The organism is Anabaena sp. EIM26 (assembly GCF_057568715.1).
The window spans coordinates 4,385,891-4,406,799 of record NZ_CM172472.1; the positions used below are offsets into that span (position 1 = coordinate 4,385,891).

At 39.1% G+C, this 20,909-nt stretch carries 18 protein-coding genes; 14 read left to right on the forward strand and 4 right to left on the reverse strand.

Annotated features, from left to right (window positions below; translation table 11 throughout):
* Window positions 1-5 precede the first annotated feature (5 nt).
* Complete coding sequence (locus AC012T_RS18965) at window positions 6-743, forward strand: DevA family ABC transporter ATP-binding protein (protein WP_487060287.1); 738 nt, start codon at window positions 6-8, stop codon at window positions 741-743.
* 7 nt (window positions 744-750) lie between these two features.
* Here the strand turns inward: AC012T_RS18965 and AC012T_RS18970 are convergent, their stop codons facing one another.
* Both AC012T_RS18970 and AC012T_RS18975 read right to left on the reverse strand, forming a co-directional pair.
* Window positions 751-1,188: a helix-turn-helix transcriptional regulator gene (locus AC012T_RS18970; protein WP_487060288.1), complete on the reverse strand. Its 438-nt coding sequence runs from the start codon at window positions 1,186-1,188 to the stop codon at window positions 751-753.
* 146 nt (window positions 1,189-1,334) lie between these two features.
* Entirely contained in the window at window positions 1,335-1,766 is a 432-nt protein-coding gene (locus tag AC012T_RS18975) for a DUF6932 family protein (RefSeq protein ID WP_487060289.1), read from the reverse strand.
* A gap of 545 nt (window positions 1,767-2,311) precedes the next feature.
* Here AC012T_RS18975 and AC012T_RS18980 point away from each other — a divergent pair.
* The gene (locus tag AC012T_RS18980; protein ID WP_487060290.1) at window positions 2,312-2,947 is read left to right on the forward strand and encodes a MotA/TolQ/ExbB proton channel family protein; all 636 of its coding nucleotides are present in this window, start codon (window positions 2,312-2,314) and stop codon (window positions 2,945-2,947) included.
* 270 nt (window positions 2,948-3,217) lie between these two features.
* Here the strand turns inward: AC012T_RS18980 and AC012T_RS18985 are convergent, their stop codons facing one another.
* Entirely contained in the window at window positions 3,218-3,604 is a 387-nt protein-coding gene (locus AC012T_RS18985) for a response regulator (RefSeq protein ID WP_487060291.1), read from the reverse strand.
* An 87-nt stretch (window positions 3,605-3,691) separates the two neighbouring features.
* Window positions 3,692-8,119: a response regulator gene (locus AC012T_RS18990; RefSeq protein WP_487060292.1), complete on the reverse strand. Its 4,428-nt coding sequence runs from the start codon at window positions 8,117-8,119 to the stop codon at window positions 3,692-3,694.
* Window positions 8,120-8,232: 113 nt separating this feature from the next.
* Here AC012T_RS18990 and AC012T_RS18995 point away from each other — a divergent pair, with 113 nt between their 5' ends.
* The 12 genes from AC012T_RS18995 (at window position 8,233) to AC012T_RS19050 (ending at window position 20,727) form a co-directional block, all read left to right on the forward strand.
* Window positions 8,233-8,370, forward strand: coding sequence for a hypothetical protein (locus tag AC012T_RS18995; protein ID WP_487060293.1), 138 nt, complete (start codon window positions 8,233-8,235; stop codon window positions 8,368-8,370).
* Between the two features lie 12 nt (window positions 8,371-8,382).
* A complete protein-coding gene (locus AC012T_RS19000; protein ID WP_487060294.1) occupies window positions 8,383-9,360 on the forward strand; it encodes a helix-turn-helix transcriptional regulator in 978 nt (325 codons plus the stop codon).
* Window positions 9,361-9,490: 130 nt separating this feature from the next.
* Complete coding sequence (locus tag AC012T_RS19005) at window positions 9,491-12,112, forward strand: TonB-dependent siderophore receptor (protein WP_487060295.1); 2,622 nt, start codon at window positions 9,491-9,493, stop codon at window positions 12,110-12,112.
* A 1-nt stretch (window position 12,113) separates the two neighbouring features.
* Window positions 12,114-13,154, forward strand: a complete 1,041-nt coding sequence (locus AC012T_RS19010; protein ID WP_487060296.1) for an iron-siderophore ABC transporter substrate-binding protein — start codon at window positions 12,114-12,116, stop codon at window positions 13,152-13,154.
* 154 nt (window positions 13,155-13,308) lie between these two features.
* Window positions 13,309-15,102, forward strand: a complete 1,794-nt coding sequence (locus tag AC012T_RS19015; protein ID WP_487060297.1) for an ABC transporter ATP-binding protein — start codon at window positions 13,309-13,311, stop codon at window positions 15,100-15,102.
* 319 nt (window positions 15,103-15,421) lie between these two features.
* Entirely contained in the window at window positions 15,422-15,952 is a 531-nt protein-coding gene (locus AC012T_RS19020; protein ID WP_487060298.1) for a universal stress protein, read from the forward strand.
* A 24-nt stretch (window positions 15,953-15,976) separates the two neighbouring features.
* Window positions 15,977-16,501: a bidirectional hydrogenase complex protein HoxE gene (hoxE, locus tag AC012T_RS19025; RefSeq protein ID WP_487060299.1), complete on the forward strand. Its 525-nt coding sequence runs from the start codon at window positions 15,977-15,979 to the stop codon at window positions 16,499-16,501.
* Between the two features lie 66 nt (window positions 16,502-16,567).
* The gene (locus AC012T_RS19030; RefSeq protein WP_487066662.1) at window positions 16,568-18,169 is read left to right on the forward strand and encodes a NuoF family protein; all 1,602 of its coding nucleotides are present in this window, start codon (window positions 16,568-16,570) and stop codon (window positions 18,167-18,169) included.
* An 84-nt stretch (window positions 18,170-18,253) separates the two neighbouring features.
* Window positions 18,254-18,970, forward strand: a complete 717-nt coding sequence (gene hoxU / locus AC012T_RS19035) for a bidirectional hydrogenase complex protein HoxU (RefSeq protein ID WP_487060300.1) — start codon at window positions 18,254-18,256, stop codon at window positions 18,968-18,970.
* Window positions 18,971-19,039: 69 nt separating this feature from the next.
* Window positions 19,040-19,564 (forward strand): DUF3122 domain-containing protein, encoded by a 525-nt coding sequence (locus AC012T_RS19040; protein WP_487060301.1) that lies wholly within the window; start codon window positions 19,040-19,042, stop codon window positions 19,562-19,564.
* A gap of 81 nt (window positions 19,565-19,645) precedes the next feature.
* Complete coding sequence (locus AC012T_RS19045; protein WP_487060302.1) at window positions 19,646-20,191, forward strand: NADH-quinone oxidoreductase subunit B family protein; 546 nt, start codon at window positions 19,646-19,648, stop codon at window positions 20,189-20,191.
* Between the two features lie 134 nt (window positions 20,192-20,325).
* Window positions 20,326-20,727, forward strand: coding sequence for a CP12 domain-containing protein (locus AC012T_RS19050; RefSeq protein ID WP_487060303.1), 402 nt, complete (start codon window positions 20,326-20,328; stop codon window positions 20,725-20,727).
* Window positions 20,728-20,909 lie beyond the last annotated feature (182 nt).

The following is a 20,909-nucleotide window of genomic DNA, read 5'->3' on the forward strand; positions in this document are numbered from 1 at the left end:
ATTCTATGTTACAAGTCTCGACGAAATCCAATGTTGCTTCAGAAACGGTAATTGCTGTTTCCAAGCTCAATCATTATTTTGGTGAAGGGATGCTCAAAAAACAAGTGTTATTTGACATCAATTTAGAGATTAAGACTGGTGAAATTGTGATTATGACGGGGCCTTCTGGTTCGGGAAAAACAACATTATTATCACTTATGGGTGGGTTACGTTCCGCGCAAGAGGGGAGTTTACAAATATTGGGTCAGAAAATGAGTGGTGCGAGTAAGGGATCATTAACTAAATTGCGTCGTCAGATTGGTTATATTTTCCAAGCGCATAACTTGATGACGTTTTTAACAGCGAAAGAAAATGTGCGGATGTCTTTGGAGTTGCATGAGGATTATCTGCAAGGAGATATTAACGCCAAAGCTATAGAAATGTTAGCAGAAGTGGGTTTAGGTGAGCGTGTTGATTACTATCCAGAGAGTTTATCGGGGGGACAAAAGCAACGAGTTGCGATCGCACGTGCTTTAGTTAGTCATCCTAAAATAGTTCTAGCTGATGAACCCACAGCGTCCTTAGATAAACAATCTGGACGTGATGTGGTGGAATTAATGCAAAAATTAGCTAAAGAACAAGGTTGTACGATTTTGCTTGTCACCCACGATAATCGTATCCTGGATATTGCAGATCGCATTATTTACATGGAAGATGGACAATTGAAGAGTGATGGTGTAGATATTGGAGTCAAAGTAAGTTAATACTCTTTTATTTAAAGATAATTTCCTCCCGAATTTCCAGATTTAGAGTATGTTGAATTTTCAAAAGTTTTGTCAAACTAGCACTAGCATATCCATTTGCTTCATCACGTTGTACCTGTTGAGGTTTAACTCCTAAAAGTTTGGCGAAACTTTCTTGAGTGTGTCCGCGAATAATTCGTGCTTTGATTAATGCTTCGGGTAATTTTTCTAAACTATCATATTGCAATCGCTCAATTTTATTTTGATTATTTTTGAGATTTTCGTATTCTTCTATCTCTTGAATAAACTCCTCAATTTGACTTTGTAGTGAATCAATACGAGCCTGGTAGCGTAGTTTTTGGTTTTCATCTTCTGGAACTGGTTTACTAGCATATTGAGCCATTGCTAACTCGAATTTCTTCATCTGTGCCTTAGTAATATTGTACTGCCATTCATTGAAAATCATAATGTTTAACCTATAACTCATTTGTTCAAGAATGGAATTACCTAATAAAAATTAATTAGATAATGCCGATTTATTTCATTGTTTTATATTGCTGATTTTGAAGGTTAAATAATCAAGACCAGCAAAAATTATTTCGCATTCTATATTTACAGATTAACTGCAACTATACCTTTGATATTACCATTACGGTCTTGCTGGAATAATTCCAAACAAGTAGTAAATGGATCTTCAATAGTTATGTTAGCAATCAAAAACTCGCCACCATATTTATTTTTTTGTGCCGATCTTCTGCTACTAGGATGCAAAACAGGGTCTAGTTTGTGCAAGAGTTTAAAATCTACTTGTTCATCTTCCCAACAAACATCAAAATCATTAGGAAGTTTTTTAGTAGTTACAAAACTTCCGCCAATATAAATTCTGTTACAACCACATTGCTTTAATATCTCGCACGCTTGTTTGAGTCCAGACAAAAGATTTTGTCGGCGTTTGTTGTAAGCTAGATACTCTTCAATTTCCTCCCAAGTAGCCAAATGAATACCTGGTAATAAATTGCCATTTTGGTCGAATGTAAAAATCATAATTAATTTTTAGGAAAGATTGCGCGAACCCCATAAATCAATACCTCCAGATAATATCCATTAAAATTAACCGATTATACTTAAACATAAATCAAACATTGGCTTGTTATTTACAAGACTTTGATAATAATTTATAGATTAATATATCGGCACTAGTAGAAGGTTAATAAAACAATTTTGCAGTTGAATACAACAAAATTATTCTACCCTTAATAGTATAACAACAAAATTGTTGTGTCAATATATAATCTAACAAGAAATTCAAAATTAATCTCTACCAAAAAACTCGCAGCCATTAACCCAGAAATACAGACAGGATTGTAAAATAACGCACTCCAAACCCCATACATCCCCCAATACTGTTCGGTTAAGCGACAGCGCAACCCAACAAATGCTCACAAATGTTGGGTTTCCTAGCGTCAACCCAACCTACGTAATTCTATTTTTTGAGCTTAACCGATAAGTATTGAGACATCCCCTACCGATACTTGTTTCTGGGCAACAATCTGTTAATCTAGCTGTGTGCAGGATTTACAAGATAGTAAATGGAAATTAGTAATCTGTTTCAAGCCGGTGGCGTTGTCATGTTGCCACTGCTGTTTTTTTCCGTGTTAGCAGTCGCACTAATTATGGAAAGGATCACCTTTTGGGTAAAGCTGAGTGGTCGTCAAAATCGGGTGGTCAGGGAAGTGCTAAATTTTTATCGTCAAGGTAATGTAGTTAGTGCTTTAGATAATTTGCAGAAAAATATTGATTTACCCATCGCCCGCATTTTTTTAGCTGCTTTAGAATTGGAAGAACCAACCCCAGAAGAATTCCGCTTGGCTTTAGAAAGTGAAGCACAGGGAGAGATTCCTTTACTGAAAAGATTCCAAAACATTTTTGATACAATTATTGGTCTTGCACCTCTGTTAGGCTTACTTGGTACAGTTTTGGGGTTAATTACTTCTTTTGCTTCTTTAAATATTGGTGATGTGGGTGGTAGTAAAACAGCGGGTGTGACAGCGGGAATTAGTGAAGCATTAGTATCCACAGCATCAGGATTAGTCGTGGCTATTTTTACGCTTTTCTTTGCGAATACCTTTCGGGGATTATATATACGTCAGATTGCTTGGATTCAAGAATATGGTGGACAGTTAGAATTACTCTACCGTCGTCGTTATGAAAGAAGGGATCGTTAAACAGACTAATTTGATGTGAGGCTGCACAGAATGATGATATTAACGTGAGTTCGGTGTTAGGAGTTCGGAGACGCTACGCGAACGGAGTTATGATTTTTAAGGGCGAGAGAATAAGGGTTTGAGACTCCTACTTGTGGCGAGTTTTCCACAAATTATCTTATGTCGAACTCACGTTGATATTAATTGAATTATCCGTCTTTATCTGCGTTTATCTGCGTTTATCTGCGGTTAATTATTCTTGATATCTTAAATTCTCTGGTTTCGTTGCATCTAATTTTTCAAACTCCAGCCCAAAGCTGCTGCTACCTGTCCTGCTAATGATAGCGGATCGAACGGTTTAGCGATCGCACTTTTAATTCCCAATTGAGCATAACGACGACGATCAGCTATTTGAATTTTTGCAGTTAAAAAAATCACCGGAATTGCCTTTGTAGCTGGATTAGCCTGTAAATTTTCAAAAGCAGCCAGTCCATCCATATCAGGCATCATCACATCCAAAAGAATAGCATCTGGTTGATAATTTTCAGCCTTTAGTATTCCTTCTTTTCCAGAACCAGCCGTAAATACTTCCCAACCAGCAACAGTTTCCAAGCAAATCTTTGCCACTTCTTGAATATATTGCTCATTATCAACTATTAATATTCGCTTGTTCGTCATTTTTACTATCACCCCTCATCAATTTTAAATTTTATCTCATCTTGGGGAGTGGGAAAAGAAGGAAGTTTACCAATCACCAATCACCAATCACCTATTACCAATTCCTCCAGTAATTTTTTGCAACAAATACAGCACCCTTTGTTCAACTTCATAAGTTGAAACTCTTCCTTTAGTTAAAAATTCTGTATGCCCCAATTTTAGTCGATGGCGTTCCGAATCATCTAAATCTTTAGCTGAATAAACAACCACGGGAATAGTACAAAGTTGATTATGTTGTTTAAGCCAATCTACTACTGTAAACCCATCGCTTTCCGGTAAAATTAAATCCAGAATTAGTAAATCAGGATTAACTTTTTGGCTAAGGTGAATAGCTTCCTTACCTGTTTTAGCAAAGAAGGTCTCAATATCATCATGCCTTTTAAATAAAGTTACCAACAAATCGACGAGATCATTATCATCTTCAACAATTAAAATCCTGACTTTTCTCGCAGGTTCAGCTACTACTTTTTTCAAAGAATGTAACAGAGATATTTCTTCTACAGGTTTACTCAACCAATCCACAAAATTAGCACTAGCTTGATTATTGTTACTGGGTTGGTAAACACTGCAAATCACAATGGGGATATTTTGAGTATCTTCCCGTGCTTTCAATACTGCCATTGTTTCCCAGCCATTCATTCCCGGCATGAGCAAATCTAGTAGAATAACATCTGGATGTTGAGTAATTGCTGTAGAGATTGCTTCTTCACCTGTAGCAACGGTCATGACCTGATATCCTCCTTGCTCCAGCAAAGTTTGTAATTCAGTGCGAATCACAACATCATCATCACAAACTAACACCAAAGGAGAATATTGATTATTAATTAGCATTTCTTCAGAATCAGAATTTTCTAATTCAGGTTGAGCAAATTGCCAAATTGGTAGAGTTAAGTAAAAACTACTGCCCTCATTTAAAACACTTTCTACCCAAATTTTGCCACCATGTTGCTGCACAATACTCTTAGAGATTGCCAAACCTAAACCCGTACCTTCATGGTTACGTGAATCTGAAGAATCAACTTGTTGAAATCGCTCAAAAATACTATCTAATTTATCAGATGGTATTCCTCGACCAGTATCTTTAACTGTTAAAATAACTTCATCTTTTTGTTGTTGTACTGTGAGCCAAACAGTAGAACCTGAAGTAGAAAATTTAATGGCATTACTCAATAAATTAGTTAAAGTTTGGACAATACGATCTGGATCAGCCCAAAGTTGGACAGATAAACTAGAAATAGATAAATTTACCCCCGCTTTATTAGCTAAAGGCTGCATTATATTCAAAGCTGAATTAATTAGTTCATCTAAATTGCAGTTTTCTCGCTCCATCTTCACCTTACCCGATTCGATGCGCTCGATGTCAAGAATGTCATTAATCAACCTCACCAAGCGATCAGTACTATCGGTAGCAATTTGCAGTAAACGTTTACCTTGTTCTGAATCTGTTGGTAACAAACCGCTGGTTAACATTCCCAAAGAACCGTGAATTGAAGTGAGGGGAGTACGAAGTTCATGACTGACTACAGATACAAACTCATCCTTCATTCGGTCTACTTGCTTACGTTCAGTTATATCACGCAGGATAACCGTATAAACCGATTCCGAGCCAACATTTAATTTAGAAATAGATGCTTCAGCCGGAAATTCAGTACCATCTTTGTGGCGACCAAATATTTCACGTCTTTCTCCCATTCTCCGAGCCGGACTGGGAGATTTACCAAAATCAGTGACATGATGGCGATGTTGTTCAGAAAAACGCATGGGTAAAAGTAAATCTAGCTGTTTTCCGAGAACCTCTTCGGCAGAGTAGCCAAAAATCTTTTCTGCACCTTGGTTAAATAAAGTAATACATTGATGACCATCAATAGAAATAATGGCATCATCAGCAATACTCAAAATTCCTTCAAATCGGGTTTGGGAAATAATGAGTGCTTCTTGTGTCCGTTGTCGCTCACTTAATTCTGACTGCAACTTGTAATTGACTGTAATTAATTCAGCAGTGCGTTTTGCTACTCTTAATTCTAGTTCATCTTGAATTTTGTGGAGCGCTAACTCTACTGTTTGTCGTTGTTGCTGATTTCGCAAAGCCACTATCCCATAAGCTAAATCAGCGGCTAGTTCTTGGAGTAGTTTGACTTCATCTGCATCAAAAGCTTCTGTAGATGTGGCGTAAATATTCAAAGCTCCAAAAGTTTGTTGATGATCAGCAATTAAAGGTAAAGCAATTGAGGAGGCATAACCCCGTTCATGAGCTTGACACTTCCAAAGCTGATAACTGGGATCTGAGAGAATATTTTCGATAATAGAGGTTTTTCCTGTGCGAATTGCTGTAGCTGTAGGCCCTTGTCCTCGGATTGTATCAGCCCAAGTGAGGTTCAGAGATTCTAAATATCCTGCGTCATAACCTGCTTGAGCTACGGGTAGGATGCTTTGGGTGAGATCTTGTTGGGCAAAACCCACCCAGGCCAGACGATAACCGCCAATTTCGACAATAATGTGACAAATTTGTTGGAGTAAGTCAGATTCATTTTTAGCGCGGACTAGTGCCTGATTACAAGCAGTTAATGTTTGCAAGGTGCGATTTATGCGCTGAATTTCTATTTCTATGTGTTTTTGTTGGGTAATATTGCTGATTTGGGTATTGTGGGTTTGAGCCATTTGTCGTGATAGTCTCACCCTTTCTAAGCGATTGATAATGCGGGTAACTAATTCTGATTCAATGATGGGTTTGCTGACGAAATCATCAGCACCGGAGCTAAATATCTGATTGATAATTTCTGCATCGTTATGGACGGTGAGAAAGAGAATTGGTAACTCATGATGTTGGGGATCGTTCCTAACTACTTGGCAAAGTTCAATGCCGTTGATGTAGGGCATTTCTACATCTAATATGAGCAGATCTGGCTTTTGTGTTTCTAGGGTTGGCCAGAATTGACGGGGATCGCTCAGAGGGATGATTTTTAGACCCCAAGGGGTGAGTAAGGTTTGTAGTAGTGCTAGAATCTGCGGGTCATCATCTACGACTAAGATTTTTGCTTCTGTATGGGGGGAGTTTTGCCGGACTTGCTGAACTGCGGCTAATATCTGTTGGGGTGGCATTGGCTTTTGTAAAAAAGTGTGTTTGCCATTGCGAGCAATTTGCAAGCGATAGCGCAGCGCTCCGTAGGAATCGCTAAAATTAGTCTGATCAGTAAATACTAATACTGGAATTGTGGGTTTAGATTGGCAAATTTCAGCCAGAAATTTACCGCTATTTTCTTGGTTTGCTCCCACTTGAGGGTCTAGTAACACCACACTAGGATTCAGTCGGTAAAATTGATTTTTCGCTGCATTTAAGCTGGTGGCAATTGAGACGTTTAACCCCCAATTAATCGCTTCTGTTTTGATTTGCTCTGCTAAATTGGCATCATCCTCAATTACTAATAACCAAGGGAGTTCATTGTTAGTTGATGATGGGGGTACATTTTCTGCGTTTTTGACTGCAATTTCTTGACGCAGTAACTTTACCCAATTTTGCAGATTGGTAATGTCTGTTTTGGTGAATGTTTTTCCTGATTTCAGTAATTTTTCAATTTTTCTGGCTAACTCTGAACCAAGAGGTAAACCAAATGTACCTAATGAGCCGGCGAGGGTGTGAGCTTCTGGGGATGCTTGGGAAAGCAATTCTGGAGTTAAAGTCTGTGCGGCTTGCTCTAATATACTTACCTGCTCATCTACCCGTTCCCGAAATCGCTGCCAAATATCTGCAATAGCTGTGAGTGTTTGCTGTTGTGATTGAGAATTGTCTTCTTTGCTGTCTTCTTTTTGGGGTTTGAGGCGATAGCCAATGCCATATACAGTTTCGATTAAATCTTGCGGTGCATTCGCGTTTCTGAGCTTCATTCGCAGTCCTTTGATATGGGTGCGGACGGCTTCTTCTCCTGGTGTGTCTTCATAGGACCAAAGATGCTCTAAAATCATCCCACAGCTAAATACCCGGCGCTGATTTCGCAAGAATAGTTCTAAGAGTGCATATTCTTTGGGGGTGAGGGAGATGAGATTTTGGCCATAGGTGACTTCACAGCTACTAGGATCTAGTTGTAAGTTACCCCATTCTAAGATGGGTGCTAAAGTTACACTACCCCGGCGTAATAATGCTCGGACACGAGCTACTAACTCTTCTTGGTCAAAAGGTTTAACTACATAGTCATCTGCACCTGCATCTAAACCTGTGGCTTTTTCGTGAGAGCGATCGCACCCTGTTAATAATAAAATTGGTACTTGTCTGCCACTAGACCGGATCTGCCGACATAGACTAATACCGTCAAGTTTGGGTAACATGACATCTAAAAGAATTAAATCATAATCATATGTTTCGATTAAATCCCAAGCTGCATCACCATCAGCTGCTACTTCAACGGCGTAATTTTGGTCAGTGAGAACAGCAGTAAGTGCATAGGCGTTTAACTCATCATCCTCGACAACTAAAATTTTCATTTTAAAAGCTTTCCTGAAGTAATGGTTTTTATAGTTGCTAAAAAGGCAAAAATTCAATAGCCACAGAAATGAGTTAGTTCAAACAGATTACACTAAATGGGGTAAAAGTAGGGTTGAACAGAGATATTAACGAACTCGGAAATGCTGTCACAGATCGTCGGGATGAGCGATCGCTCAAGTCTTTCTCTTCAGCATTACTCTCACTCAATTTGGTGGTAAAATTATTGATAGTATTTATCATTAAATTTTAACATTTGCCAGTAATGACTATTGCCCTCACCATCAAAGACTACAATGAACTGTGGAAGGCAAGTAAGGGAAATCATACCGCCAAATCAGCTTTAGACGCATTTGAATATCTTGATGAAATGCCCAAACATCTCGGTAGAGGCTATTATCGAGCAATTGAAGTTTATCCTCAACTTTTACTAAGTATTTTCGATAAGCAATATCATCAGGATATTGTACTGAAAATTCCAGTTAGTAATCATCCTCTCCAGTTTGGTGCTTTAGCTTTAGGGATGTATACAGATACTTATGGGCATATTGGGGAAGGGCATACCTTGATTTCTGGCGGTGGGGTTCAGCACAAAATGGATGTACTCTATCCCCATTCCCAAAGGATGATAGGTGTTGACATAGAAATGCCACCCCAGTTATTGAAGACTTTTTTCCCTGGAAAGGATGGAGAAATGCTACCTCAGTTGAAATTTCTCGCCAAAGAAAGCGATCGCCAAACATTACTTTACTCCAAAACTCATCCAGCCATTCAAGGTGTGCTGCTGCAAATAATTAATTGTCCCTATCAAGGAATAACCAAGCGGATGTATTTGCAAGGTAAAGTCATTGAATTAATAGCTTTGCAGTTAGCTCCCGTTTTGCAAGATCATCCGCTCAGGCAATTACCACCACGATTGAAACAAGAAACTATTGCCAAGATTCATCATGCTCAAGAAATTTTACAAGCAAGATTGGAAAATCCACCACTATTGTCAGAGTTGGCACAACAGGTAGGTGTGAGTGAAAGTACCCTGCAAAGAGGTTTTCAAATACAATTCGGTACAACCGTATTTGGTTATTTGACAAATCAGCGTATGGAACAAGCACATCAACTGTTACAGAATCGTAGTTTCACAGTTGCTGAAGTGGCTAATATTGTGGGTTATTCTCATTTGGGACATTTCTCTGCTGCCTTTAAACGCAAATTTGGCATCACCCCACGGGAATGTTGTTTGGGCTAAAAGCTTGTTTCAGGACTATTAAGACTGTTTGGGGATAGACTAAATTAGCTCTACTCTTCTACACTCTGGTTTATTGCAATTAAGAAAGATATGCAATAAGTAGGATTCTTATAGTGGTGTGAGGAGTGGTATGAAAAGTAGCAAGTGGTTGGCACTATCGCTCAAGATTTATCTTTGGCTGGTAGTCAGTTTATTTGGGATCATTTCTGGTGTATTCCACCAACCTAGACAGGTATTGGCCTCAGAAAAGCAACAAGATACAGTTGACAATAGAAGTAAAATACCAAGCGAAACAGAGTCTTTCAGCACCAGAGTTAACAGTTTACTCTCTCAATCACCAATTCCTGATACTCAAACCGTGCTAATTACAGGAGTCAAGGCAAATCCCACGGATAAAGGTGTGGAAGTAATTTTAGAAACAACCCAAGGGGAACAACTGCAAGTCACAAATCGCAGTGATGGTAGTAGCTTTATTGCAGATATCCCTAATGTTCAGTTGCGTTTAGCATCGGGAGAAGCTTTCACATTCCGTTCAGAAAAACCGATGTCGGGAATTACGGAAATTATAGTTACAAATATTGATGCTAATGGTGTGCGCTTGATCGTGGTGGGTGAGCAAGTTTTGCCTACAGTTGAGTTGTTTGATGGGGAAGAAGGATTGATTTTTGCCATAGCATCTATGATAACTGCGACACAGACACAGCAAGAAGAACCAATAGCCCCGCAGGATGAGCCAATTGAGTTAGTAGTCACGGGAGAACAAGACCAGTATTTCGCACCAAATGCTACTACGGCCACGCGAACGGATACACCGATTTTGAAAATTCCCCAATCAATTCAGGTGATTCCTCGCCAAGTATTAGAAGAGCAGCAAGTAACACGCCTGGAGGAAGCTTTACAAAATTCTAGTAGTGTTGTCTATAACGGTACAGATACCTTTAGCGATTTAAACTATAGTATTCGGGGATTTGACCAAGCACCTGTGTTGCAAAATGGCTTTCGTCAGTATGATTTTGCTGAAATTCCCGAAGTCGCCAACATAGAACAAATTGAGGTGTTAAAAGGGCCAGCATCCATACTCTATGGTGAGATTCAGCCTGGAGGTTTAATTAATGTAGTCACTAAAAAACCTCTATCTGAACCCTTTTATCAAGGAGAATTACAATTTGGTTCTGATGGCTTAATTCGTCCACAGATAGATATTTCTGGGCCTTTAACAGATGATAAACGGCTACTATATCGCTTGAATGCTGTTTATTCTCAGCGAGATGGTTTTAGAGATTTTGATCAAGAATTTAAGCAATTTTTTATCGCACCGGCGTTAACTTGGGAAATTAGCGATCGCACTCAGTTAGCTTTTGATTTACAAGTCTCCAACCGGGAACAGCCTTGGGATTCAGGTACAGTGGCTTTTGGGGATGGCGTTGTTAATACTCCGCGTAGTAGGATTTTCAATGAACCAGATGATTTCCTCCGGCGTGATTTCTTGAGTCTGAATTTATCTGTAGACCACAAATTTAGCGATAATTGGTCAATTCGCAATGCTTTTCGCTTTACAGATTCTACCATTTTCTCTGATAAACTCAGCATATTTCTGGGGTTTGATGAAACAACTGGCGAACTCCAGCGAATTTTTGCTTTAGATGATTTCAATTCTCGCAATTACTCATTACAAACTAACGTTGTCGGCAAATTTACCACTGGGGGACTCAAACACACTTTACTATTTGGTGCAGATTTGAGTCGCACTAATACCAGTCGGTTTGCTTTGGCTAACTTTACGTTATTCCCCATCAATGTTTTTAATCCCACCTATGGCGTAAATCGACCAGAATTTGATACCTTACTATTTGATCGCAACTCCGAAATTGACCGCTTAGGAATTTATCTACAAGATCAAATCGAAATTTTTGACAAATTGAATCTTTTGCTAGGGTTGCGCTATGAAACAGTCGCACAAAGAAATGAGAATGTACCCGCTTTATTCTATCCAGGTGGTGATACAAATCAAAATGATTCTGCTTGGACACCAAGAATCGGTATTGTTTATCAACCAATTCCTAATGTTTCCCTATACGGCAGTTATTCCCAATCCTTTAACCCCAGTGTGGATGACATTGACGCAGATGGTAATCCCTTAGAACCTGAACTAGGAGAAGGATTTGAATTAGGGGTGAAAACGGAACTATTAAATGGAAATTTGTTAGCGACATTAGCTTATTTCGACGTTACCAAACAGAATGTTGCTACGGAAGATCCGAATTTTCCAGGTTTTGGTATTTCCATTGCCACAGGTGAACAGCGTAGCCAAGGTTTAGAATTAGACTTGACAGGAAAAATTTTACCTGGTTGGAATATTATTGCTTCCTACAGTTATACGGATGCAACGGTAACTAAAGATAATACTATTCCTGTGGGTAGCAGATTAACAGGAATTCCTCAACATAAAGCCAGTCTGTGGACAACCTACGAAATTCAAAGCGGGAATTTAAAAGGGTTGGGTGGAGGAATCGGGATTAATTACGTTGGGGAACGTCCGGGAAATTTAGATAACAGTTTTACCCTAGATAGCTATTTCCTCACCAATGCAGCATTATTTTACCGTCGAGATAACTGGAAATTTGCCCTTAATTTCCGCAATTTGTTTGATATTGAATATATAAACAGTCGGGGGGGATTTGGTAGCCGCACTAATGCAGGACTTCCTGGAGAACCATTTACAGTTGTGGGTTCAATTTCGGTGAGTTTTTAGGATGAGAGGAATTTTGAGATTATTGCTATTAGGTAGTTTGGTGTCAATTATAGGTTGTCATCACCAATCGACTAAGGTATTATTTACCCATCGCACCCCCGCAGGTAATTGTCAAACAGTGGGACATTTGGGGGGTGAAACAAAGGTTTGTGGTCAACCGCAACGGATTGTAGTTCTCAATCCGAAGATGTTAGATATCTTACTATCATTAGATGTGCAGCCCATTGGCTACGCTGAAATATTTAGCAATCGTCGCGGTGATTTCGATCGTCCTCAAGAACAGATTCCTTATTTAGGCGATCGCATCACGCACGTGATCGCTAACCTGGGGATGAGTAGTAATCCATCCCTAGAAGCTATCATCAGACTTAAGCCAGATTTAATTTTGGGGGATATTCGGGGAAATCAGCCACAGTATAGTCAATTATCACAAATTGCTCCTACATTGCTGTTTGATTATGTTGGCAGCAGCAATAAATGGCAAGATTCTCTACAAGCGATCGCTCAAGTATTAGGACGCACTCATCAGGCAAAAAAAGTCATAGCAGACCATGAACAGCAAATAGTAACCACCCGTCAAATCTTAGCACCCGTTGTTAAAGCCTATCCAAAAGTCCTCATGGTGTCCTCAGAACAACTCAACTCTTCAATTAATCTGGTTACTCCTTTAGATTTTTGTGGGGGTTTATTAGAGGATATTGGATTTAAACTGGTTACTATTTCTAACTCTACACCCACAAATATTACTCAACCGATCTCATTAGAGGTTTTACCCCAACTAGATGCCGATTTAATTATTGTTCAAGGACATAATATTGTTGAGTTAAGCAGAATAGATAATACTCATAATTTTGCCAAAACTCAATTACAATCTGTCAAAGAGTCTTGGAAAACTAATACTCTAGCTCAGTCATTAAGTGCTAGTAAAAAAAACCAAGTCTATTTTATTCCTACTTATATTTGTCTGGGTTTACCTTCACCTAGTGGTACACAGATAACTCTCAAATCTTTACAAGAGCAACTCTCACCCTTAGCTAAATAAGTTAATATTTATTAACTTTTTAATCACCCGTCAATAATAAAAATTAAAAGTTATTAGTTGGCTTTGAAATGCTTGGAATCATACTCAATTTTTGCTCAACTGCCATTGCAATGACTCACTAAAAAACCTAAATCATTAAATTTTAACTCTGACAATGACATCAAAATTCCATCCTTTATCAAATAAACGCTCTTCCCTCCAAAGATTACTCCACTACGGACAAAAATATCAGGGACAAATTTATCAAGCCTCTACCTACTCTGTAATTAATACAATTTTAGATTTAGCACCACCTTGGTTAATTGGTGTTGCAGTAGATATATTAGTCCAAAAGCAAGATTCTTTGATTGGCAAATTAGGCATTCAAGAAGTAATATGGCAATTTGCTCTACTTTCATTAATCACAGTGATTGTTTGGATATTTGAATCACTCTCTCAGTATGCTTATGATAGAATTTGGCGTAACTTAGCCCAAAATATTCAACATAATTTACGTTTAGATGCCTACAATCATTTACAAGAATTAGAATCAGCTTATTTTGAAGACAGTAGCACAGGCGGTTTGATGTCTATTCTTGGTGATGATATCAATCAACTTGAAGACTTTTTAAATGGGGGAGCTAATGAAATTATCCAAGTCACCACTTCATTTATAATTTTAATTGGTGGTGCATTCTTCATTTTACCTCTCAATATCACCTTAGCAGCAATGCTACCAATGCCGTTTATTATTTGGGGTTCATTAGTATATCAAAAGTGTCTTGAACCTCGTTATGCTGATGTTAGAGAAAAAGTAAGTTTCCTAAATTCTCGGTTAGCTAATAATATTAGTGGTATTACCACAATTAAAAGTTTCACAGCCGAAAATTATGAAAGTGCCAGATTAGCAACAGAAAGCGAAGCTTATAAAAAAAGTAATGCCAAAGCAATTAAACTTTCTGCGGCTTTTGTGCCTGTAATTAGAATGTTGGTTTTAGTTGGGTTTACGGCTTTATTATTTCTAGGAGGTATGGCAGCCTATTCTGGTAGGATATCTATCGGTAATTATAGTGTTTTATTAGTTTTAGTCCAAAGATTATTGTGGCCATTGGTATTTTTAGGAGAAACTTTTGACCGCTATCAACGGGCGATGGCTTCCACAAAACGAGTGATGGATTTGTTAGATACTCCTATCCAAGTTATTACGGGAGATATGCCTTTAGTTGTTGAGGAAGTACAGGGAGAAGTTGAGTTTAAAAATGTTACTTTTGCTTATCGAAATAGTACAACAATAATTAAGGATTTATCCTTACACATTTCTGCTGGAAAAACTATTGCGGTTGTTGGTTCTACTGGTTCTGGTAAAAGCACATTAGTTAAATTGTTATTGCGATTTTATGATGTTGCTAATGGTTCAATTAGTATTGATGGAATGGATATTCAAAAGTTGAATTTATCTGATTTGCGTCGTACTATTGGCTTAGTTAGTCAAGATGTATTTTTATTTCATGGTACGGTGGCTGAAAATATTGCCTACGGTACTTTTAATGCTACTGATGAGGCAATAATTAATGCAGCGAAAATTGCTGAGGCACATGATTTTATTATCCAGCTACCCCAAGGTTATGAAACAATAGTTGGGGAACGTGGACAAAAGTTATCTGGAGGACAACGCCAGCGGATAGCTATAGCCAGAGCAGTTTTGAAAAATCCGCCGATTTTGATTTTGGATGAGGCGACATCTGCGGTGGATAATGAAACTGAAGCAGCTATTCAACGCTCTTTAGATAAAATTACTGTAAATCGAACAACTATTGCGATCGCTCACCGTCTTTCCACAATTCGTCACAGTCATTGCATATATGTGATGGATCATGGTCAAATTGTTGAGCATGGTAAGCATGAGGAGTTACTCGCGCTTGATGGTATTTATACTCTTTTGTGGCGCGTACAATCTGGGATTCATTAGACATCTGGTGAGAATTAAATGTGCGTTTTCTATAACCCTTGTAGAGACGTTCCATAGAACGTCTCTACATTCTTTTTCAATCCTATGTCTAATGTATGGGAATAGCTGCCGGATTTTTACTTATCCTCACAAGTTCCTCAAATTGTTTGCGTATAAATAGTAAGCGTAGGAAGAAGTTACAGAGTCGTAAAGTATGGCGAAAATAACTGCCCACAAAAAAGATGTGATCAAAGCACGGTCAATAACAGTATTGGAACCAAGTCTTTAACTAAAAAGCACAAACAGCAATTATGAGTAATTATCAAAATAGAGGTATTGTATGTTTAATAAAATTTTAGTTGCATTAGATCGCTCAGAAATGGGTAGAGATGTTTTTGAGCAAGCCTTGGGATTAGCAAAGTTAACATCAGCTAAATTAATGCTCTTACACGTCCTCTCTCTGGAAGAAAGTGGTAGTCCTGATATTATGATTGCTCCTCATGTTGACTACTATCCAGGTTGGAACGAGCAGAACTTTAAACTATATCAGCAAAACTGGGAAGCATTTAAAACAGAAAGTTTACAAATGTTACAGTCTTTTTCTTCCCAAGCAAATACCTTAGGTATCAATACGGAATTTACCCAAAATTCTGGTAGTCCAGGTCGGATGATTTGTGATTTGGCTAAAGCTTGGAATGCTGACATAATAATAATGGGGCGGCGTGGCCATTCTGGACTGACGGAGTTATTTATGGGTAGTGTGAGTAACTATGTTTTGCATCATGCTCCTTGTTCAGTCCATGTTATCCATCTTCCCGTTCGTGCCAAATCAGCAGAAATGTTCACAGAAGCTACCACCGCAGTTAGTTAAAGCGGTAATTGGTAATTTGGTAATATGAAAACTTCTCTTTCATCGCCATCTTCTAGTCATCCTAGTGGAGATAAACGTTTGAAGATGCTAGATGCAACTATCAAGCGTCATCAGTATCAACAGGATGCACTGATTGAAATTCTCCATCGGGCTTCGGAACTGTTTGGTTATTTAGAACTGGATTTATTACTTTACATTGCCCATAGCCTCAAATTACCACCTAGTCGGGTATATGGGGTGGCAACTTTCTATCATTTGTTTTCCCTAGCACCCAAGGGCGTGCATAACTGTGTGGTATGTACGGGTACTGCTTGTTATGTAAAAGGCGCTCAGGCGATTTTAGCTAGTTTGGAGAAGTCTACCCAAATTCACGCGGGGGAAACAACTCCAAATGGTCAAATTTCTCTGATGACAGCTAGGTGTTTGGGTGCTTGTGGAATTGCGCCAGCGGTGGTGTTTGATGGTGCTGTTTTAGGTCATCAAACCCCGGAATCAGTCTGCGAGAAAGTGGGAGAATGGCTGAAAAATGGACATCTGGTAACAAAGTAGAGACGTTCCATGGAACGTCTCTACAAGGATTCTGGAAGACACATATTTAAATTTGGTCGATGTCAAATGGAACTACATGAATTATTAGAAATAAGTCAAACAGAACGTTCCCAAACTAAACCTGTACAGATTCGTTGTTGTACGGCGGCGGGTTGTCTCTCTTCTAATTCCCAAGCTATCAAAGACAATCTTGATACATCTGTGAAAGCTGCGGGGTTGGAAGATACTATCCAAGTTACGGGTGTCGGTTGTATGCGTCTGTGCTGTCAAGGGCCGTTAGTTCAGGTGGATATCTCAGAAAACCACACAGCGTCAAAACTTTATGAAAAAGTCACTCCAGAAGATGCAACACAGATTATTGCTGGTGTAAATGGGGAAGCAACCAACTTACAACCGGGTGATTTAACTCAACCATTTTTTACAAATCAATTACCGATTGTGTTGGAAAACAGTGGCAAAATTGATCCAGAACGGATTCAATCTTACATTGCAGCAGAGGGTTATCAGGCGCTTTACCAAGTTCTGCGAGAAATGAAACCCAGTGAGGTAGTTGAGACAATTACTAAAAGTGGTTTGCGGGGACGAGGTGGTGCTGGTTATCCCACGGGTTTAAAATGGGCTACGGTGGCTAAGTCTGCGGGTGAGAAAAAGTTTGTCATTTGTAATGCGGATGAAGGTGATCCTGGTGCATTCATGGATAGGAGTGTACTAGAGAGTGATCCTCATCGAGTTTTAGAAGGAATGGCGATCGCAGCTTATGCGATCGGTGCAACCCAAGGTTATATTTATGTAAGGGCAGAATATCCCATTGCTATTCATCGTCTCGAAACTGCAATTCGCCAAAGTCAACGCCTCGGACTTCTCGGTTCGCAAATCTTTGAATCACCTTTTGATTTTAAAATTGATATTCGCATTGGTGCAGGGGCTTATGTGTGCGGTGAAGAAACGGCGTTAATGGCTTCTATTGAAGGTAAACGCGGTGTCCCTCATCCCCGTCCACCGTACCCCGCTGAGTCCGGTTTATGGGGCTATCCAACGTTAATAAACAATGTGGAAACCTTTGCCAATATTGCGCCAATTATCCGTAAAGGTGCAGATTGGTTTGCGAATATCGGTACTGCGAAAAGTAAAGGTACAAAGGTTTTCGCTTTAGCTGGGAAAATCCGCAATACTGGTTTAATTGAAGTTCCTATGGGGACATCCTTACAGCAGATAGTAGAAGAAATGGGGGGAGGGGTTCCTGATAATGGTATTGCTAAAGCAGTACAAACGGGTGGCCCTTCCGGGGGATGTATACCTGCGTCAGCATTTGCTACACCTGTAGATTACGAATCCTTGACTGCGTTAGGTTCCATGATGGGTTCTGGCGGAATGATTGTCATGGATCAAAGTACGAATATGGTGGATGTCGCCCGCTTTTTTATGGAATTTTGCATGGATGAATCTTGCGGTAAGTGCATTCCCTGTCGGGTGGGAACTGTGCAGTTATATCAGTTATTAACGAAGATTAGCAAAGGGGAAGCTGCACAGACTGATTTGGAATTACTGGAGGAACTTTGCGACATGGTGAAACAAACTAGTTTATGTGGTTTAGGACAGTCTGCACCAAATCCGGTTTTTAGCACTTTGCGTTATTTTCACGATGAGTATTTGGCTTTGATTAGGTGACAGGTGACAGTAAGAAGGGAATAGGGAACAGGTAAGAATTTCACTAATCACCAATCTGAAAATTACGAATTACGAATTACCCTTATGACTGTAAAAACTTTAACGATAAATGGTGAATTAGTCAGCGCCCGTGAGGATGAAACCTTACTGACAACAGCGCAGGAGGCTGGTATCCATATTCCTACACTGTGTCATTTAGAAGGTGTGGGGGATGTGGGTGCTTGTCGGTTGTGTTTGGTGGAAATTTCTGGGAGTAATAAATTGCAACCGGCTTGTGTGACAAAGGTTTCTGAAGGGATGGAGGTGAATACAAATAGCGATCGCTTACAACGATACCGTCGTACCATTATTGAAATGCTATTTGCCGAAGGTAATCACATTTGCTCGGTTTGCGTTGCTAACGGTAATTGTGAACTCCAAGATTTAGCAATAGAAATGGGCATGGATCATGTCCGGTTAGAATATCAATTTCCTAAACGTGCTGTTGATACTTCTCATCATCTTTTTGGCATTGATCATAATCGTTGTGTGCTTTGTACCAGATGCGTTCGTGTTTGTGATGAAATCGAAGGCGCACATACTTGGGATATGGCAGGAAGAGGTTACAAATCGCACGTTATTACCGATTTAAATCAGCCTTGGGGAACTTCTCAAACTTGTACCTCTTGCGGTAAATGTGTTAATGCCTGTCCCACAGGGGCATTATTTGATAAAGGTTCAAGTGTAGGGGAAATGAAACATGATCGTGGCAAAATCGAATTTTTAGTTACAGCCAGGGAGAAAAAACAATGGAATTTTTAGAATATTTGAAAATGGAAGAAAACAAAGAATTATCTGTCAGTAAATACCAATTACTAAAAGAGGAACATAATGTTAAACTGGATTGGGAAAATATTTTGGCAGATGCTATTTTTAGGGATTTTGACAACATTTATATTCCTGGATTTAGGAAACCTCACATCCCAGAAAGCAAATGCTGCTGTCACTCAATTAGAAGAAGCACCGGGAGAAATTCTTTATCGCTCACAAGTAAAATTAGATGATCAATCAGGAAAAGTTTGGCAGGTTGTCTTATTTAAACAAATATATCCTGGTCAAGCATCTAATGTAAATCTTAGATTAATTGGCTTTCCCGGTTCTGCCGAATTAATTCATCCCCAACCTTTAAAAATCACCTCAGCAACAGGTAAAATTTGGAACGCTACTGATGTATTTTTAGATGAAGCCCCAGCACCAACCATAGGTCAATATGATTTGACAAATATTTTACCAGAATTACCAAATGAAAAGTTAACACTGGGAATACCTCTACCTGGTTCAAACTTTATCAATATCTCAGTTCCCGCATCTGTAGTCAAGGAATGGATTACAGTTCTGAGTAGTTCAAACTCTTGATTCCTCTCTGTGCCTCTGCGCCTCTGCGTGATAAAAAAACGTAATTAATTTACCCAAAAATCAGATTTTGAGAACAGAAAAATGACTCGATTGAAATTAGCGACAGTATGGTTAGGTGGGTGTTCTGGTTGTCATATGTCTTTTCTCGATTTAGATGAATGGTTAATAGATTTAGCCGCGCAAGTAGATGTAGTTTATAGTCCCATAGCTGATATTAAGGAATATCCAGAAGGTGTAGATTTGGTATTGGTTGAAGGTGCGATCGCAAATGAAGAACATTTAGAACTAATTTACAAAATTAGAGAACGCACTAAAACAGTAATTTCCTTCGGTGATTGTGCTGTTACTGGAAACGTCACCGCTTTGCGTAATCCCTTAGGTGGTGCTGAACCTGTCCTCCAACTTGCTTATATTCAATCAGCCGATGTTAACCAGCAAATTCCCCACGCACCGGGAATAGTTCCACCCTTACTAGATAAAGTCGTACCTGTACATCAAGTCATACCAGTTGATATTTATTTACCCGGTTGTCCGCCTTCAGCCCCCCGCATTCGTGCCACCTTAGAACCATTATTGAAAGGAGAAAAACCCCAAATGGAAGGACGAGAAATGATTAAATTCGGCTAATATCAGCATAAATTATTTTTCTTCTCTTCTTCTTTCTTCCTTCGCGCCTTCTCTTCGAGATGCTACGCGGTAAGCGAAGCTATGCCGAAGGCTTTACGCGGTTCATTATAATCCATATTCTTCAGAGGTAAAATATGTTAACAGCAGCAGACGTAATGACCAAAGATGTTGCCATGATTCGCAGTTCAGCAACAGTAACAGAAGCAGTGAAATTAATGCAAGCTAGAGATTGGCGAGCATTAATTGTAGATCGTCGCCATGAACAAGATGCTTATGGAATCATCACAGAAAGCGATATTGTTTATAAGGTAATTGCTTATAGCAAAGATCCGAATAAAGTCCGTGTTTATGAAATCATGACTAAACCTTGTATTGTTGTGAATCCTGAATTAGGTTTAGAAGCTGCTTGGGATGTAGTAGAAGAAATACAAGCCGAAATTGCCCACCAACGAGCCGAGAAGCCTTTAAAAACTGCTTTTGAAGATTACTGTGATGAGTATCCAGAAGCAGCAGAAGCAAGAATTTATGAGTTGTAATTCGTAAGTCAGGAGTCAGGAGTTCGGAGTTCGGAGTCAGGAGTTCGGAGTCAGGAGTCAGGAGTCAGGAGTCAGGAGTCAGGAGTCAGGAGTTAGAAAGAAAGAATGATAAGAATATTTTTCTCTTCTGTTCCCTCCTATATCAAACATTCTGTATCCTGAATCCTTACCCAATTACCAAT

What these genes read in the sequence shown, in the direction of transcription:
- AC012T_RS18965 (WP_487060287.1), top strand. Translation starts at nt 6, where the DNA reads ATGTTACAAGTCTCGACGAAATCCAATGTTGCTTCAGAAACGGTAATT.
- AC012T_RS18970 (WP_487060288.1), bottom strand. Translation starts at nt 1,188, where the DNA reads ATGATTTTCAATGAATGGCAGTACAATATTACTAAGGCACAGATGAAG.
- AC012T_RS18975 (WP_487060289.1), bottom strand. Translation starts at nt 1,766, where the DNA reads ATGATTTTTACATTCGACCAAAATGGCAATTTATTACCAGGTATTCAT.
- AC012T_RS18980 (WP_487060290.1), top strand. Translation starts at nt 2,312, where the DNA reads ATGGAAATTAGTAATCTGTTTCAAGCCGGTGGCGTTGTCATGTTGCCA.
- AC012T_RS18985 (WP_487060291.1), bottom strand. Translation starts at nt 3,604, where the DNA reads ATGACGAACAAGCGAATATTAATAGTTGATAATGAGCAATATATTCAA.
- AC012T_RS18990 (WP_487060292.1), bottom strand. Translation starts at nt 8,119, where the DNA reads ATGAAAATTTTAGTTGTCGAGGATGATGAGTTAAACGCCTATGCACTT.
- AC012T_RS19000 (WP_487060294.1), top strand. Translation starts at nt 8,383, where the DNA reads ATGACTATTGCCCTCACCATCAAAGACTACAATGAACTGTGGAAGGCA.
- AC012T_RS19005 (WP_487060295.1), top strand. Translation starts at nt 9,491, where the DNA reads ATGAAAAGTAGCAAGTGGTTGGCACTATCGCTCAAGATTTATCTTTGG.
- AC012T_RS19010 (WP_487060296.1), top strand. Translation starts at nt 12,114, where the DNA reads ATGAGAGGAATTTTGAGATTATTGCTATTAGGTAGTTTGGTGTCAATT.
- AC012T_RS19015 (WP_487060297.1), top strand. Translation starts at nt 13,309, where the DNA reads ATGACATCAAAATTCCATCCTTTATCAAATAAACGCTCTTCCCTCCAA.
- AC012T_RS19020 (WP_487060298.1), top strand. Translation starts at nt 15,422, where the DNA reads ATGTTTAATAAAATTTTAGTTGCATTAGATCGCTCAGAAATGGGTAGA.
- hoxE (WP_487060299.1), top strand. Translation starts at nt 15,977, where the DNA reads ATGAAAACTTCTCTTTCATCGCCATCTTCTAGTCATCCTAGTGGAGAT.
- AC012T_RS19030 (WP_487066662.1), top strand. Translation starts at nt 16,568, where the DNA reads ATGGAACTACATGAATTATTAGAAATAAGTCAAACAGAACGTTCCCAA.
- hoxU (WP_487060300.1), top strand. Translation starts at nt 18,254, where the DNA reads ATGACTGTAAAAACTTTAACGATAAATGGTGAATTAGTCAGCGCCCGT.
- AC012T_RS19040 (WP_487060301.1), top strand. Translation starts at nt 19,040, where the DNA reads ATGTTAAACTGGATTGGGAAAATATTTTGGCAGATGCTATTTTTAGGG.
- AC012T_RS19045 (WP_487060302.1), top strand. Translation starts at nt 19,646, where the DNA reads ATGACTCGATTGAAATTAGCGACAGTATGGTTAGGTGGGTGTTCTGGT.
- AC012T_RS19050 (WP_487060303.1), top strand. Translation starts at nt 20,326, where the DNA reads ATGTTAACAGCAGCAGACGTAATGACCAAAGATGTTGCCATGATTCGC.